This window comes from Ochrobactrum sp. C6C9 (assembly GCF_022627935.1).
Classification (GTDB): Bacteria; Pseudomonadota; Alphaproteobacteria; order Rhizobiales; family Rhizobiaceae; genus Brucella; species Brucella teleogrylli.
On the sequence record NZ_JABXGB010000011.1, the window covers coordinates 76,176 to 91,462 of the forward strand.

A 15,287-nucleotide genomic window follows, 5' to 3' on the forward strand; every position below is an offset into this window, starting at 1 on the left:
CGAAGGCGCCGTTTTCTTTTGTGTTGTCGAACTTATGCAGCGCTCGACTTGCTCTTTTCAAAGCGCTTGCGCTCATTCGGATCGAGATAGAGCTTGCGAAGGCGGATCGACTTCGGCGTCACTTCAACCAGTTCGTCGTCCTGAATCCATGACAGGGCGCGTTCCAGCGTCATCTTGATCGGCGGGGTGAGCTTCACGGCTTCATCCTTGCCAGCGGCGCGGATGTTGGTGAGCTTCTTGCCCTTCAGAACGTTGACTTCCAGATCGTTGTCGCGGCTATGAATGCCGATCAGCATGCCCTGATAGACCTTGACGCCAGCGTCGATGATCATCGGGCCGCGATCTTCAAGGTTGAACAGCGCGTAAGCAACAGCTTCGCCCTGATCGTTGGAAATCAGAACGCCGTTGTTACGGCCCGAGATTTCACCCTTATATGGCTGATAATCGTGGAACAGACGGTTCATGATCGCCGTGCCGCGCGTATCGGTCAGAAGTTCCGACTGATAGCCGATCAGACCACGGGTCGGTGCGTAGAACACCATACGAACGCGGTTGCCGCCCGAAGGACGCAGCTCGACCATTTCGGCCTTGCGTTCCGACATCTTCTGAACAACGGTGCCCGAATATTCTTCATCGACGTCGATGACGACTTCTTCGATCGGCTCAAGCTTCTCGCCGTTTTCGCCGTCCTTCATGACGACGCGCGGACGCGAAACGCCAAGTTCGAAGCCTTCGCGGCGCATGTTTTCGATCAAAACTGCGAGCTGCAATTCACCACGACCCGACACGAAGAACGAATCTTTTTCGTTCGATTCTTCGATCTTGAGCGCAACGTTGCCTTCTGCTTCCTTGAGCAGACGGTCACGAATAACGCGGCTCGTTACCTTGTCGCCTTCAGTGCCCGCATAAGGGCTGTCGTTGACGATGAAGGACATGGTCACGGTCGGCGGATCGATTGGCTGCGCTGCCAGAGGCTCGCTGACCGAAGGATCGCAGAACGTGTCTGCAACGGTGCCCTTCGAAAGACCGGCAATGGCAACAATGTCGCCTGCCTGTGCTTCGTCGATGGCCTGACGTTCGATGCCGCGGAATGCGAGAATCTTCGAGATACGACCGGTTTCGAGCAGCGAACCGTCCTGACCGAGAACCTTGACGGCCTGGTTCGACTTGATCGAGCCGGAATGGATGCGTCCGGTGATGATGCGGCCAAGGAACGGATCGGCTTCAAGGATCGTGCCGATCATGCGGAACGGGCCTTCAGCAACCTTCGGTGCCGGAACGTGCTTGAGCACGAGGTCAAACAGCGGGGCCAGACCTTCGTCCTGCGGACCTTCCGGGTTCAGCGCCATCCAGCCGTTACGGCCAGAACCGTACAGGATCGGGAAGTCCAGCTGTTCGTCGGTAGCGTCGAGATTGGCGAAGAGGTCGAACACTTCGTTGATGACTTCTTCATGACGGCCATCCGGACGGTCGATCTTGTTGATCGCAACGATCGGACGCAGACCAACCTTCAGCGCCTTGCCAACGACGAACTTCGTCTGCGGCATCGGGCCTTCGGCGGCGTCAACGAGAACGATAGCGCCGTCCACCATCGAAAGGATACGCTCAACTTCACCGCCGAAGTCGGCGTGGCCGGGTGTGTCGACGATGTTGATGCGGGTATTCTTCCAGACAACCGAGGTCGCCTTGGCGAGAATGGTGATCCCGCGTTCCTTTTCGATGTCGTTGGAATCCATCATGCGTTCTGCAACGCGCTGGTTGTCGCGGAACGAGCCAGACTGCTTCAGCAGTTCATCGACCAGTGTGGTTTTGCCATGATCGACGTGTGCGATAATAGCGATATTACGCAATTCCATATGGAGATCACTTCTATATGAGTTGGGAGCCGCGCCAACAGACCCGCGCGGAAAAACAATGCGGCGCTCTTACAGGTTTTTTTGCGTTTTAGAAAGGGGCAGCGCGACACTGCCCCTTATTTCTCGCGAAAAACCCTTGTTTATCGGCGCTTTTACACCGTCATTCTGTCAGTTTTTTGTCAGTCGGCGTGCGGAGTCGGCACCAAGCGCTACAACAAAGTGCCAGAAAGTATGACAATGGCGACGCTGAAATAAATGACAAGACCCGTCACATCGACCAATGTCGCCACGAAAGGCGCTGACGCACTGGCCGGATCGAATCCAAGCCGTTTCAACGCAAAAGGCAGCATTGAGCCAGTCAGCGAGCCGAACATCACGATACAGACGAGCGCCATGCCGACGGTCAGAGCGACCAGAATCCAGTGTTCTCCATAGTCATAGATGCCAATCGTCTGCCACACGGCAATGCGGACAATGCCGATCAGGCCGAGGAAACTGCCGAGAGCAAGCCCGGTCGGCAGTTCGCGCAACGCGACACGCCACCAATCCTTGAGCTTCACTTCCTGCAAGGCCAGCGCACGGATAATCAGCGAGGTGGCCTGCGAACCGGAATTACCGCCCGACGACATGATGAGCGGAATGAACAGCGTCAGCACGAGCGCCTTTTCCAGCTCCATCTCGAAATGCTGCATGGCGCTCGCCGTTAGCATCTCGCCAAGAAACAGAACGCCCAGCCAGCCAGCGCGCTTCTTCAACATTTCGCCGAAGCCAATGCGCATATAAGGCTTGTCCAGCGCCTCCATGCCGCCGAAGCGATAGGCGTCTTCGCTGGCATCTTCGGTGATGGCGTCAAGCACGTCGTCCACCGTCACAATGCCGATGATATGGCGGCTTTCATCCACAACGGGGACGGCCAGAAGATCGTGCTTGCGGAACAGGCGCGCAACGTCTTCGCGGCTGGTGAGTGGCGCAATGGTGATCGGTTCTTCGTCACGGACAATCGACAGAATCGGTTCTTCCGGCTCGCGGATGATCAGGCGGCGCAGGCTGACCACGCCTTCAAGGGCGCGGGACTTCGGATCAACCACGTAAATCGCGTAGACGGTTTCGCGCGTGCGCTCTACCTTGCGAATATGATCGAGCGTCTCGGCCACATTCCAGTTCGACGGCACGGCGATGAATTCGGTCGTCATGAGCGAACCGGCCGTATTCGGCGGATAGCCCATAAGTTTTTTCAGATTGGCCTTGGTTTCCGGGGCCAGAATGGCGAACAGCCGCGCACGGTCACCCTCGTCGAGTTCCTGAAACACGTCCGTCGAACGGTCAGCTGACATACCGTCCAAAAGAAGGCTCGCAAGCCCCGGCGCAAGCGCCGCTACGATTTCGGCGGTACGATGCAGTTCCGGCTGGTCAAGCAGGCGGATGGCATCTTCATGGGTGAGCTGTCCGAAGACGGAGATTGCGTCATCATCTTCGAGCTCGTTCAATAGCTCAACGGCATCGCCCGTATGCATTTCGGCGATACGTGCAGCAATCGCAGCCGCCGGGAGGTCGGCAACATCAAGCACTTCCGGAGAGAAGTTGTTGTCGGTCATTAAGCTTGCCTTTCCGTCGATCCGCCGTCAAAGGCAGATCGTGCAAGCTGACCTCAAGCGATCAGTACACGGCTACCTTGACGGCTGACACAATCGACTGTGACTGTCGCTGGGCATAAGAGAATAAAACTCCGGTTGAAGATTGCTGTCGCAAAGAGACTTCGGACAGCCAGCGTGATGTGCGCTTGGTCGCCCTTAAAGTCAAGCCCCACACAGTAATCTGAAGAGGTTTTTGCGAGCAAGGCGTCGAATGCTGTCGTCTGGCGCCTTAACCGTAAAAGCCGGTTGAACGCCCTTGCTCACCCGACACCGAAACCTTAAGTCTTGACCATCGAATTCATTTGATCCGGAGTTTCATCATGTCCGACAAGCCCACCTATAATCATGCGCTCACAGAATGGACCGGACCGCTGGGCCTGCCGGATTTCACCGCATTCAAAGACGACGATTTCGCGCCAGCCTTTGAGGCAGCGCTCGCATCCGATCTCGCCGAGGTGGAAGCCATTGCCAGCGCAACTGGCGAAGCAACCATCGAAAACACGCTGAAGGCCTTGCAACTGACAGGCAAGGCGCTTGACCATGTGTCGGCCATTTTCTGGATGCGCGCAGGCGCCCATAGCAACGACACCATTCAAGCACTGGAGCGGGAAATTGCGCCGAAAATGTCGCGTCATTATTCGCGCATCATGATGGACCCGGCTTTGTTCGCCCGGATCGACGCGCTCTATGACAATCGCGATCTGCTTGATCTCGACACGGAAACCAAACGCGTTCTGGAAAAGACCTGGAAGGGTTTTGTCCGGTCCGGCGCGAAACTCGATGAAGCTGGCAAGGCGGAACTCGCTGGCATCAACGAGAAGCTTGCCGGTCTCGGTGCACGCTTCGGCCAGAATGTGCTGAAAGACGAGTCGAGCTGGGCACTGTTCATCACCGATGAAGCCGATCTCGCCGGGCTGCCGGATTTTCTGAAAAACGCCATGCAGAGCGCAGCAAGCGAACGCGGCAAACCGGATGCTTATGCAGTTACGCTGTCGCGTTCCATCGTCGAGCCATTCCTCACCTTCTCAGAAAACCGCGCCTTACGCGAGCAGGCTTTCAATGCCTGGGCCAAGCGCGGCGAGAATGGCAACGACTCCGACAATCGCGAGATTGTGCGTGAGATGGTCGAACTGCGCGAGCGCAAGGCCCATCTGCTCGGCTATGCCAATTTTGCAGCCTATAAGCTGGACGACACCATGGCCAAGACGCCAAAGGCCGTCATGGACCTGCTGGAACCCGTTTGGGACAAGGCACGCGCAAAGGCTGGTGAAGAACAGGCAGAGCTTGAGCGCCTGATCGCCGCCGATGGCAGCAATCACAAAGTCGCGCCATGGGACTGGCGTTTCTATGCAGAAAAGTTGCGGGCCGAACGCTTTGCCTTCGACGAGGCCGAGTTAAAGCCTTATCTGCAACTGGAAAAGATCATCGAAGCGAGCTTCGATGTGGCCACGCGCCTGTTCGGCGTTCGCTTCGAAGAGAAGAAGGGCATTGCCGCCTGGCACCCGGACGTGCGCGTGTTTCAGGTTTTCAACCCGGATGGCAGCGAACGCGGTCTTTTCCTCGGCGATTATTTCGCCCGGACATCGAAGCGTTCCGGCGCTTGGATGAGTGCGCTGCAATCCAGCCACAAGCTCGACGGCGGCCAGAAGCCGATCATCTACAATGTGATGAATTTCGCCAAGCCGAAGGCCGGTGAACCCGCCCTGCTGTCGCTCGATGATGCCCGCACGCTGTTCCACGAGTTCGGCCATGCGCTGCACGGACTTCTATCGGATGTGACGTGGCCTGCCGTTTCCGGCACTGCCGTATCGCGCGATTTCGTGGAACTGCCGTCGCAGCTTTACGAACATTGGCTGACCGTACCCGCCGTTCTGGAAAAATACGCCGTGCATTACCGCACCGGCGAAGCAATGCCGAAAGCCCTGCTCGATAAGGTTTTGGCGGCGCGTTCGTTCAATGCCGGTTTCAACACGGTTGAATTTACCGCGTCCGCGCTGGTGGATATGGCTTTCCATACCGGTAATGAGAAGATCGCCGATCCGCTGTCCTTCGAGGCAAAAACGCTCGAAAAGCTTTCCATGCCTGATGCGATCATCATGCGCCACCGCACACCGCATTTCACCCATGTGTTCTCCGGCGATGGCTACTCCGCCGGTTACTATTCCTACATGTGGTCGGAAGTGCTGGATGCGGATGCGTTCTCGGCTTTCGAGGAAACCGGCGACGCTTTCAACCCGGAACTCGCCGCCAAGCTGGAGCAGCACATCTATGCCGCTGGCGGCAGTCGCGACCCGGAAGATCTGTACAAAGCATTCCGCGGCAAGATGCCGACACCGGATGCGATGATCGAAAAGCGCGGGTTGAACTAATCAAGCAAAAGGCCGGGAAACCGGCCTTTTCAGTTCTTATGGGTCAGGATATTGACCAACCGCCCAAAAGGATCGCGTACGAAAAAGCGGCGCACGCCCCAATCCTCATCCGCCGGACCGTATTCGATAGGAAACCCCATCGCGATTGCCTGCTCCAGCGTGGCGTCTACGTCGTCCACCTCGATGGAAAGATCGGGCACCGGCGTGCCCGAACCACCTTCACGCATGATGCTCACCTGCACGCGCGCCTGCGCATCGGTGGCATAGGTCACGATCCAGCCGAAATCCATCGCCACGTCGAGGCCCAACAATTCGCCATAGAAGCGTTTTGCCGCCGCAGGGTCGCTGGCAGCTATATTGGCGACGATGCGACGGACGGCCATCAATATTCGCCGAGCTTTATATCCGGCGTATAGTCAACGCCATCAACTTCCTTCACAACCGGCTGGCCGCACTGCATCACGCCGGTTGCCGCATTGAAGGCATAGGTCGGCGAGCCATGGAGCTGCCAGCCCTTGTTGAGCGCCGCCGTAACGCGGTGGCAAAATGCGGAATCATCCGGTCCGGTGATGAAACGATAGAGCTTCATAGTCTGTCTTCCTTTGTTAAATTTCAGGCCCGCGTTGGTTCTATTTATTACGCATTTCCAAACGCAAAACCGTTTCACACTTTTGCTGGAAATGCTTTCGCGAGCAGCTTTTCGGCCATTGCCAGATGCAGCCGTTCGATCATCTGGCCATCCAGTGACACAACGCCCTTATCCGCATTTTCTGGTTGAGCAAACAGATCGACAACGGCCCGTGCATGCGCCACTTCCTCATCCGTCGGTGAGAAGGCGCGATTGGCGGCCTCGATCTGACCCGGATGAATAAGCGTCTTGCCGTCGAAGCCCATCGCGGCCCCTTGCAAACACTCGGCTTCAAAGCCGACAGAATCGCGAAAATCGTTGAACACGCCATCGAGAACAGTAAACCCGCCTGCTCGCGCCGCGAGAATGATCTGCATCAGCCACGGCACGAGATAAGGCCGCCCGGCTTGCGGGCGAACACCAGTTTCCCGTGCAATATCGTTCGGACCAACAACGAAACAGGCGAGCCGCACTGCCGAGCGATGGCCGAGCATGGCTATTTCATCCGCGTTCAAAATGCCGCGCGGAGTTTCAATCATCGCCCAAACGCCGACAGACGGATCAGCATCCTTGCGATCAAGCCGATTGGCCGCATCGATAATGTCCTGCGGTCGCTCGACCTTCGGCAGGAGAATGGCGTCGGCACCCATATCAGCCGCTGCGGCCACATCATCCTTGCCCCATGGCGTCTCGCCAGAATTGACGCGAATGATCCGCTCAAAGGCCGGTTTCGGATGCGCTGCAAAATGCGCAACCAACGCCTCGCGCGCTGATTGCTTTGCTTCGGGCGCAACGGAATCTTCCAGATCGTAGATCACGCAATCGGCTGCAAGCGTGAGCGATTTTTCCAGCGCGCGCGGATTGGCGGCAGGAACGAACAGAACGGAACGGCGTGGACGAGCGATTGTTTTCATGGCCGATTTGTGCACGGAACTGCGACACGGTGCAAGCCTTGGGAGCGGGTTAAAGCTCCCTTCAAAGCGGGGGCTTGAAATCCGTGCCCTGCCCGCCTATTTTCCAGCCTTCGGTTGAATGCGCCAGCCGCCCGCAGGTTTCAAGCCACGGTAAAGCATTCGAAATACACGTTCCTGTCCCGTGACGGCAGAAACGGCAATGCGGGCACCCGTTCATGAAAACGCCGCTCACAATCAGGAGCGAAAACCATGACCACAGCTTTGACCGCTGGGCACACCACTATTGACTTCAAGCATCAGGCTCGCCGTTTGCGGCAGGCTTTGAGCGAGGAAGGCATCACCATCAGCCACGGTAAGGCGCTTGATCTCGTGGCCCGCCAGTCAGGCACGCGTGACTGGAACACGCTTGCCGCCACGGGCGGCAAGGTGGAAGCAACACCGGTTGCCGCGCAGGACGACACCGCCCCCTACCGTGTCGGCCAGCGCATCTCCGGCATGTTTCACACCACGCCCTTCGACGCTCGTATTATAGCCGTCGAGGAAACAATCAAGCCCGACCTGTGGCGGATCACATTGCAATTCGACCCGGCGATCGATGTCGCCGTTTCGCCAAATATGTCGATGCGGCGCCGGCGCTTTACCATTGTTGTCGGCAGTGACGGAAAATCCCGCCGCCTGACCGGCAGCGAGAGCGGCGGTGTGGCGTTGAACGTCCAATAATTGCGGATGCGGCATTTACAGCGCATGATTCAGAAAGGTTGACGGGATTTCCCGACAGGATTATGCGCAGTAATCAACTATCGAACCGTCCGGATCGCCTCAAAACGGTCTGGATGGTTCGATAAATTCGCCGCAGGTTGCGACCTATTGGGCAGTTTGGGCCTGAAACGTTGACTCTCGGCAATGCTGATGTAAACCAGTTCGCAATATAGCAAATACCCAACCGACAGGTTCAGGACATGGATAAGTTCACCAAGCTCACCGGCGTCGCCGCTCCCCTGCCGATCGTCAACATCGACACGGATATGATCATTCCGAAGGATTACCTGAAGACGATCAAGCGCACGGGCCTGAGCAAGGGACTGTTTGCGGAAATGCGCTTTAATGAAGACGGTTCCGAAAACCCTGATTTCGTGCTGAACAAGCCCGGCTATCGCAATGCCCAGATCCTGGTTGCAGGCGATAATTTCGGCTGCGGCTCCTCGCGCGAGCACGCCCCTTGGGCTCTGCTCGATTTTGGTATCCGTTGCGTGATTTCGACCTCGTTTGCCGACATCTTCTATAATAACTGCTTCAAGAACGGCATTCTGCCGATCAAGGTCAGCCAGGAAGATCTCGACAAGCTGATGGACGACGCCTCGCGCGGTGCCAATGCCACCCTCACCGTCGATCTCGAAGCAAAGGAAATTCATGGCCCTGACGGCGGCACGATTTCCTTCGATCTCGACGACTTCAAGCGCCACTGCCTGCTCAACGGTCTGGACGATATCGGCCTGACCATGGAAAAGGCAAAGAGCATCGACACGTTCGAAGCCAAGCGCGCCGAACTGCGTCCCTGGGCCTGATGACACACAATGCAATTTACGCGGCCTTTAAGCCCTGTGGCCTGAGCAATTGAATAGGACACGATTGGCTGGAATGGCCCGAGAAGATCAAAGCGGCGACTGGGCGGGACGTTTCTCGCCCTCGCTGGACGAAGTTGAATCCATCGCGATTGAAGCTCTTGCGCATCTGCCGCAGGAGTTTCGTGCGTTGTGCGGCGACATCATCATCCAGATCGCCGATTTTCCTGAAGACCAGATCATCGAGGATATGGGGCTGGACACGCCATTCGACCTGCTCGGCCTTTTTGAAGGTCGCGGCATTGGCGAGCGTTTCAGCCTGCAGACCGGCGATGGTCCCAACCGCATCACGCTCTATCGTCGCGCCATTCTGGATTACTGGTCTGAAAATCAGGAGACGCTGGGCGATATCGTCACCCATGTGCTTATCCATGAGATCGGCCATCACTTTGGCCTGTCGGATGACGACATGGAAGCCATCGAAGCCCAGGCAGAATAATTTCTGCCGAATATCAATTCAAAAAGGCGCCCTGATCGGGCGCCTTTTTGTTTGGGTCAGGCGACGCTCAAGCGCACGTCGATATTACCGCGCGTGGCATGCGAATAAGGGCAAACAATGTGAGCCGCATTGACCAGCTCCTGCGCCTTTGCCTTCTCGACACCCGGAAGCGCCACTTCAAGCGCAACATCGAGACCGAAGCCGGTGCCGTCTTCGCGCGGGCCGATGCCAACGGTTGCTGTCACAGTGCTGTCGGCAGCAATGGCAACCTTTTCCTTCGAAGCAACAAACTTCAGCGCGCCAAGGAAGCAGGCCGCATAGCCGGACGCAAAAAGCTGCTCGGGATTGGTGCCCTCGCCGCCCTGACCACCGAGTTCCTTCGGCGTGTCGAGAACGACGCTAAGACGACCATCTGCGGTCTTGGCGCTGCCCGTGCGTCCGCCGGTTGCTGTGGACTGGGTGGTGTAGAGAATAGCCATTCGATTTCTCCTTCGGTGATAATTTGTCTCCGAAGACAAGCTATCGAAAATTAAATTGTGCGCAATCTAATTTTGCAAAATCATTTCTCACAATTAAGTGATGCACAATGCAATTGCGCATGATTTATGGTATGAAGGATATGCGCTGGAACAGCGCTCGAAGGAATTGGCGCATGACACAGGACTCTTTTCTCAAACTTTCAAACATGCTCTGCTTTGCGATTTATTCGACCGCAAATGCGCTGACGCGCGCATACCAGCCGATCTTGAGCAAACTGGACCTGACCTATCCGCAGTTCCTGGTGATGCTGGTGCTGTGGGAAAAGGACGACCAGACCGTTTCCGAAATCGGCGCGAAGCTCCATCTCGATTCAGGGACGCTGACGCCACTCCTGAAACGGCTTGAAACGGCAGGACGCATCACGCGCCGCCGCGATCCACAGGACGAACGGCAAGTGCGCATCACACTTACGGACGAAGGACTTATGTTACGGGAAGCGGCTGAATCTGTACCGGATCAAATTCTCTGTGCGCTCGGTCAGCCCGTCGATGAGCTGAAGGATTTGCGCTCCCGCCTGCTCGACATTCGCGGCAATCTTGCCGACAGCGTGGAACGCTAGATATTCGCCGCAAAATAAAAGCGCCGGTTTCCCGGCGCTTTTGCATTTCACTACATAACAAGCTCTATCAGGCAGCAAGCGCCTTTGGCTTGATCAGGCCGCGAGCGACCAACAGTTCTGCAATCTGGATCGTATTGAGCGCTGCGCCCTTGCGCAGATTGTCCGAGACGACCCACATGGCCAGACCGTTTTCGACAGTAATGTCTTCACGGATACGGCTGATATAAGTCGCGTCTTCACCAGCAGATTCATATGGCGTGATGTAGCCGCCGTCTTCGCGCTTGTCGATAACCTGGCAACCCGGCGCTTCGCGCAGGATTTCGCGGGCTTCTTCCGGCGAAAGCGGGTTTTCGAACTCGATATTCACCGCTTCCGAATGACCGATGAAGACAGGAACGCGCACTGCGGTTGCCGTCAGCTTGATCTTCGGATCGAGCATCTTCTTGGTTTCGGCCACCATCTTCCATTCTTCCTTGGTGTAACCGTCTTCCATGAAGACATCGATGTGCGGGATCACGTTGAACGCAATGCGCTTGGTGAACTTCTTCGCCGTGACCGGGTCAGCAACGAACACAGCGCGCGACTGTTCGAACAGCTCGTCCATACCTTCCTTGCCCGCGCCGGAAACCGACTGGTAGGTCGAAACGACGACGCGCTTGATCTTGGCAGCGTCATGCAGCGGCTTCAGCGCAACAACGAGCTGCGCAGTCGAGCAGTTCGGGTTGGCAATAATGTTCTTCTTGGTGAAGCCCGTGATGGCATCCGGGTTTACTTCCGGCACGATCAGCGGCACGTCCATGTCGTAACGCCAGGCCGACGAATTATCGATGACGACGCAGCCCTGCTTGCCGATCTTCGGCGACCATTCCTTCGAAATATTGCCGCCAGCAGACATCAGGCAAATGTCCGTGTCGGAAAAATCGTAAGTGTCGAGCGCGCGAACCTTCAGCGTCTTGTCGCCGTAAGATACTTCCGTGCCCTGGCTGCGACGCGATGCGAGCGCCACAACTTCATCGGCTGGAAAACCGCGTTCTTCTAGAATATTGAGCATTTCGCGCCCGACATTACCGGTGGCGCCGACTACTGCTACCTTGAAACCCATTTTTCGTCTCCTGTCCCTCTCCGCTTCCAGATCCGGAACCCCGCAGGCCACGCGGGTTTTCCGTCCCCGGGCCAGACCCGGGGAGAGGGCGAGCAGGCCAAGGGAATCAGACCGTTTTCGTGGTCGTTTTAGTGATGGCCGTGAGTTTTTTGGTAATCGAAGGCATGCGTACTGCTCCGGCATTCATGCCGGCAGTTCCAGACGAAACTGACGCTACGTTAACGCGTTGCACGCGAGTTCTCCTTCGTTCGGCATTGCTTTTACGCGCTTTATGAATGGAGTCAATTCTCCACCGCTTCCGCCCTGTATTTTTTTGCACCGCAAGCAAAACCGGCGGGCGTCAAGCTGTCGATTTTGTCTCATACTAAAGACTACTGCCCGAATCTCCTTTTTAGGTTCATCATAATTTGGTGAGGAGTGCGCCTCACTTGTTGGGATACAAGGCGGCGCATCGGACTGGTTACATTTGTACGTCGAATGAACCCCAGTCTTGCATTGCCCTTTAAGGGCTCTGTTTGGGAGGACAGATTAATGGCAGTCTCGTCAAGTGCCGATGTCGGCACGCAGAAAATGACGGGCGAAGAACGCAAAGTCATCTTTGCATCGTCGCTTGGTACCGTCTTCGAATGGTACGACTTTTACCTTTACGGAACGCTCGCTTCCTTTATCGGCGCAGCCTTCTTCAACGAATATCCCGAAGCAACGCGCAACATCTTCGTCCTGCTGGCTTTTGCGGCGGGCTTTCTGGTGCGTCCGTTCGGTGCGCTCGTCTTCGGTCGCCTTGGCGATCTCGTCGGACGCAAATACACCTTTCTCGTCACCATCGTCATCATGGGCGCATCGACCTTTTTGGTCGGTCTTCTGCCTGGTTCGGCAACGCTCGGCATTCTGGCGCCCATCATCCTGATCGTGCTGCGCATGCTTCAGGGTCTCGCACTCGGTGGCGAATATGGTGGCGCGGCAACCTATGTCGCAGAACATGCGCCGAATAACCGTCGCGGTTTCTTCACCTCGTGGATTCAGACCACTGCAACGCTTGGCCTGTTCCTGTCGTTGCTGGTGATCCTCGGCATCCAGACTATGATGAGCAAGGAAGCCTTTGCCGCCTGGGGCTGGCGTATTCCGTTCCTCGTCTCGGTTCTCCTGCTCGGTATTTCCGTCTGGATCCGCATGCAGATGAGCGAGTCGCCTGCGTTCAAGCGCATGAAGGAAGAAGGCAAGACCTCGAAGGCTCCGCTATCCGAAGCTTTCGGCCAGTGGAAAAATGCCAAGATCGCGCTTATCGCATTGTTCGGCCTCACCGCCGGTCAGGCCGTGGTCTGGTATTGCGGCCAGTTCTACGCATTGTTCTTCCTTCAGAACGTTTTGAAGGTGGAAAATCAGTCGGCCAATATCATGGTTGCTATCGCCCTGCTGCTCGGCACCGGCGGCTTCGTCTTCTTCGGCTGGCTGTCGGACAAGATCGGCCGTAAGCCGATCATCATGGCGGGCCTGCTTCTGGCGGCTGTAACCTACTTCCCGCTGTTCAAGGCGCTGACCAATGCCGCAAATCCGGCGCTGGCGCAGGCTGAGCAGACCATCAAGGCAACCGTCACCGCGGCCCCTGGCGATTGTAACTTCCAGTTCAACGCCACCGGCACGTCCAAGTTTACCAGCTCCTGCGATGTTGCGACCAGCTTCCTCGCCAAGAGCTCGGTGCCTTACGAAGTCGTGCAGACCGCTGCGGCTGGAACGCCTGCAACCGTCACCATCGGCGACGCGACGATTACGTCCTTTGATGCCGTTCAGGCTGGTGCAGGTGCTGCCGGCAAGCAGGCTGAACTCGCTCATGGCGTGAACCTGGCTCTCCAGAAGGCAGGCTTCCCACTGGTCCGCGATCCTGCCAAGGTGCCGGACAGCAAGCTTGACGCCTTCCTGGCCGCCAATCCGGAACTCCAGCTGAGTGCTGATGCTGTCCGCGGTGGCGATAAGGCGATGGTTCCTGCTGCCGATCTGGTCAAGCAGAAGCTCCTGACCCAGACTGAAGCCGAAGGTCTCGGCGTCAGCACCGATCAGGCCGTCTACACCATTCCGAATGCAGGCGCATTCAAGATGGTGGCAGACCCTGCCAAGGTGAACTGGGTCATGACGATTGCGATCCTGACCATCCTCGTCATCTATGTGACGATGGTTTATGGCCCAATCGCTGCAATCCTGGTGGAAATGTTCCCGACCCGCATCCGCTACACCGGCATGTCGCTGCCTTACCATATCGGCAATGGCTGGTTCGGTGGTCTGCTTCCGGCTGGCGTGTTCGCACTCAGCGCGGCCAAGGGCGACATCTACTATGGCCTCTGGTATCCGATCGTCATCGCCTCCATCACCTTCGTGATCGGCATGATCTTCGTGAAGGAAACCAAGGGCGTCGATCTGCACAAGCTCGACTAATCCGGCAATAACGACAATGCGAAACGCCGCCCCGAAAGGGCGGCGTTTTTGCGTACACCCAACGAATTTTCAGCGATATTGCGCTTCGATCTCAATCAGTTTCTGCTTGCGCCAGAGACCGCCGCCATAGCCGGTCAATGATCCGTCGGCGCCGATCACGCGATGACACGGTATGATGATGGCAATCTGATTGGCACCATTGGCCCGCGCAACAGCCCTCACCGCAAGCGGCTTGTCGATTGCTTGCGCCAACTCGCTATAGCTGCGTGTTTCCCCTGCCCCAATCGTCTGAAGTTCCCGCCACACGGACTGCGTGAACGCGCTGCCATGCAAGACCATGGGCAGATCGAAGGTCGGCGACTTGCCTGCAAAGAAAGCATTCAGCTGCCGCTCGACCAGATCATGCGTGTTGAAGCGACCAATACCGATATCTCCACGAGAAGTCGCATAGAGTTTCTTCAACTCGGAAGAGAGCGCCTTGCGGTCGGCAAATTCCAGCAGATGCAGGTTTTTCGCATCGCAAATGGCAATCATCGTTCCGAGCGGCGACTTGATCCAATCGGCGCGCAACAGACCGTCGCCGCGCAGTTTTGCGGGAGGAAGACCAAGAATACGGCCAAAGGCGCTGCGGAACGCCTCCGGCGATTCAAAGCCCGCATCGATCTGCGCGTCGATGACCCGGCCTCCGTCAGCCAATGCCTGAAAGCCGTGACGCAAACGTTCCTGCCGCGCCATTTCCAGAAATGTCATGCCGAAATGTCGCCGGAAGCTGCGCCGCACGGTGGAGAGATCAAGCCCCATGCGCGCGACATCATCTTCGCTCCATCGCCGTTCGGGATCGGCTTCCAGAGCATCGAGCAATCTCTTGATGGAAGGCTCCGCTTCGGCTGCAGGCTGCAACGGATGGCACCTTTTGCAGGCGCGAAAACCATCCGCCATGCATTCGGCAACCGAAGCGAAAAAACGGCAGTTTTCCCGGCGCGGCTTGCGCGCCGGGCAAGTCAGGCGGCAAAAAATGCCGGTGGAAACGACACCGACGTAGGCCCTGCCCTCATAAGAGGCATCGCGGGCCAACAGCGCGTCGTAAAGTTTGTCTTGGTTTGGAAGCGTGAACAACATGACACGCATTCTTATCCGTCTATGCAGAAATTACAGCCTCAAATCGGGCGTTTATTTCAATAAGAAAAAGCCCGCCGG

14 protein-coding genes are annotated in these 15,287 nt (G+C 56.9%); 6 read left to right on the forward strand and 8 right to left on the reverse strand.

Going from position 1 to position 15,287, the window contains the following annotated elements; all coding sequences use genetic code 11:
* Positions 1-32: 32 nt before the first annotated feature.
* The gene (gene typA / locus HWD97_RS10965; protein WP_109367294.1) at positions 33-1,856 is read right to left on the reverse strand and encodes a translational GTPase TypA; all 1,824 of its coding nucleotides are present in this window, start codon (positions 1,854-1,856) and stop codon (positions 33-35) included.
* Positions 1,857-2,065: 209 nt separating this feature from the next.
* Positions 2,066-3,451, reverse strand: coding sequence for a magnesium transporter (gene mgtE / locus HWD97_RS10970; protein WP_109367293.1), 1,386 nt, complete (start codon positions 3,449-3,451; stop codon positions 2,066-2,068).
* Positions 3,452-3,810: 359 nt separating this feature from the next.
* Between mgtE and HWD97_RS10975 the strand changes: the two genes are divergently transcribed.
* Positions 3,811-5,859, forward strand: a complete 2,049-nt coding sequence (locus tag HWD97_RS10975; protein WP_109367292.1) for a M3 family metallopeptidase — start codon at positions 3,811-3,813, stop codon at positions 5,857-5,859.
* Positions 5,860-5,888: 29 nt separating this feature from the next.
* On the opposite strand, the gene HWD97_RS10980 is transcribed toward HWD97_RS10975, so the two are convergent.
* From HWD97_RS10980 to HWD97_RS10990, 3 genes are all read right to left on the reverse strand, one after another.
* The gene (locus HWD97_RS10980; RefSeq protein WP_109367291.1) at positions 5,889-6,242 is read right to left on the reverse strand and encodes a VOC family protein; all 354 of its coding nucleotides are present in this window, start codon (positions 6,240-6,242) and stop codon (positions 5,889-5,891) included.
* Positions 6,242-6,448 carry a DUF1737 domain-containing protein gene (locus HWD97_RS10985; RefSeq protein WP_109367290.1) on the reverse strand — a complete coding sequence of 69 codons (207 nt, stop codon included), beginning with the start codon at positions 6,446-6,448 and terminating at the stop codon, positions 6,242-6,244. The genes HWD97_RS10980 and HWD97_RS10985 overlap by 1 nt, the downstream gene beginning before the upstream one ends.
* 74 nt (positions 6,449-6,522) lie before the next feature.
* Positions 6,523-7,401, reverse strand: a complete 879-nt coding sequence (locus tag HWD97_RS10990; protein WP_109367289.1) for a CoA ester lyase — start codon at positions 7,399-7,401, stop codon at positions 6,523-6,525.
* A 249-nt stretch (positions 7,402-7,650) separates the two neighbouring features.
* On the opposite strand from HWD97_RS10990, the gene HWD97_RS10995 reads away from it, so the two are divergent.
* The 3 genes from HWD97_RS10995 (at position 7,651) to HWD97_RS11005 (ending at position 9,462) form a co-directional block, all read left to right on the forward strand.
* On the forward strand, positions 7,651-8,121 hold the full coding sequence (locus HWD97_RS10995) for a glyoxalase superfamily protein (RefSeq protein ID WP_109367288.1): 471 nt from the start codon (positions 7,651-7,653) through the stop codon (positions 8,119-8,121).
* A gap of 239 nt (positions 8,122-8,360) precedes the next feature.
* On the forward strand, positions 8,361-8,966 hold the full coding sequence (leuD, locus tag HWD97_RS11000) for a 3-isopropylmalate dehydratase small subunit (RefSeq protein WP_109367287.1): 606 nt from the start codon (positions 8,361-8,363) through the stop codon (positions 8,964-8,966).
* A gap of 73 nt (positions 8,967-9,039) precedes the next feature.
* Positions 9,040-9,462 carry a metallopeptidase family protein gene (locus HWD97_RS11005; RefSeq protein WP_109367286.1) on the forward strand — a complete coding sequence of 141 codons (423 nt, stop codon included), beginning with the start codon at positions 9,040-9,042 and terminating at the stop codon, positions 9,460-9,462.
* A 56-nt stretch (positions 9,463-9,518) separates the two neighbouring features.
* Here the strand turns inward: HWD97_RS11005 and HWD97_RS11010 are convergent, their stop codons facing one another.
* Positions 9,519-9,941 (reverse strand): organic hydroperoxide resistance protein, encoded by a 423-nt coding sequence (locus HWD97_RS11010; protein ID WP_109367285.1) that lies wholly within the window; start codon positions 9,939-9,941, stop codon positions 9,519-9,521.
* A 173-nt stretch (positions 9,942-10,114) separates the two neighbouring features.
* On the opposite strand from HWD97_RS11010, the gene HWD97_RS11015 reads away from it, so the two are divergent.
* On the forward strand, positions 10,115-10,561 hold the full coding sequence (locus HWD97_RS11015; protein WP_121538362.1) for a MarR family winged helix-turn-helix transcriptional regulator: 447 nt from the start codon (positions 10,115-10,117) through the stop codon (positions 10,559-10,561).
* A 67-nt stretch (positions 10,562-10,628) separates the two neighbouring features.
* On the opposite strand, the gene HWD97_RS11020 is transcribed toward HWD97_RS11015, so the two are convergent.
* The gene (locus HWD97_RS11020; protein ID WP_109367284.1) at positions 10,629-11,663 is read right to left on the reverse strand and encodes an aspartate-semialdehyde dehydrogenase; all 1,035 of its coding nucleotides are present in this window, start codon (positions 11,661-11,663) and stop codon (positions 10,629-10,631) included.
* A gap of 531 nt (positions 11,664-12,194) precedes the next feature.
* Here HWD97_RS11020 and HWD97_RS11025 point away from each other — a divergent pair.
* Positions 12,195-14,090 (forward strand): MFS transporter, encoded by a 1,896-nt coding sequence (locus HWD97_RS11025; RefSeq protein WP_109367283.1) that lies wholly within the window; start codon positions 12,195-12,197, stop codon positions 14,088-14,090.
* A gap of 69 nt (positions 14,091-14,159) precedes the next feature.
* On the opposite strand, the gene HWD97_RS11030 is transcribed toward HWD97_RS11025, so the two are convergent.
* Positions 14,160-15,209 carry a bifunctional transcriptional activator/DNA repair enzyme AdaA gene (locus HWD97_RS11030; protein ID WP_109367979.1) on the reverse strand — a complete coding sequence of 350 codons (1,050 nt, stop codon included), beginning with the start codon at positions 15,207-15,209 and terminating at the stop codon, positions 14,160-14,162.
* Positions 15,210-15,287 lie beyond the last annotated feature (78 nt).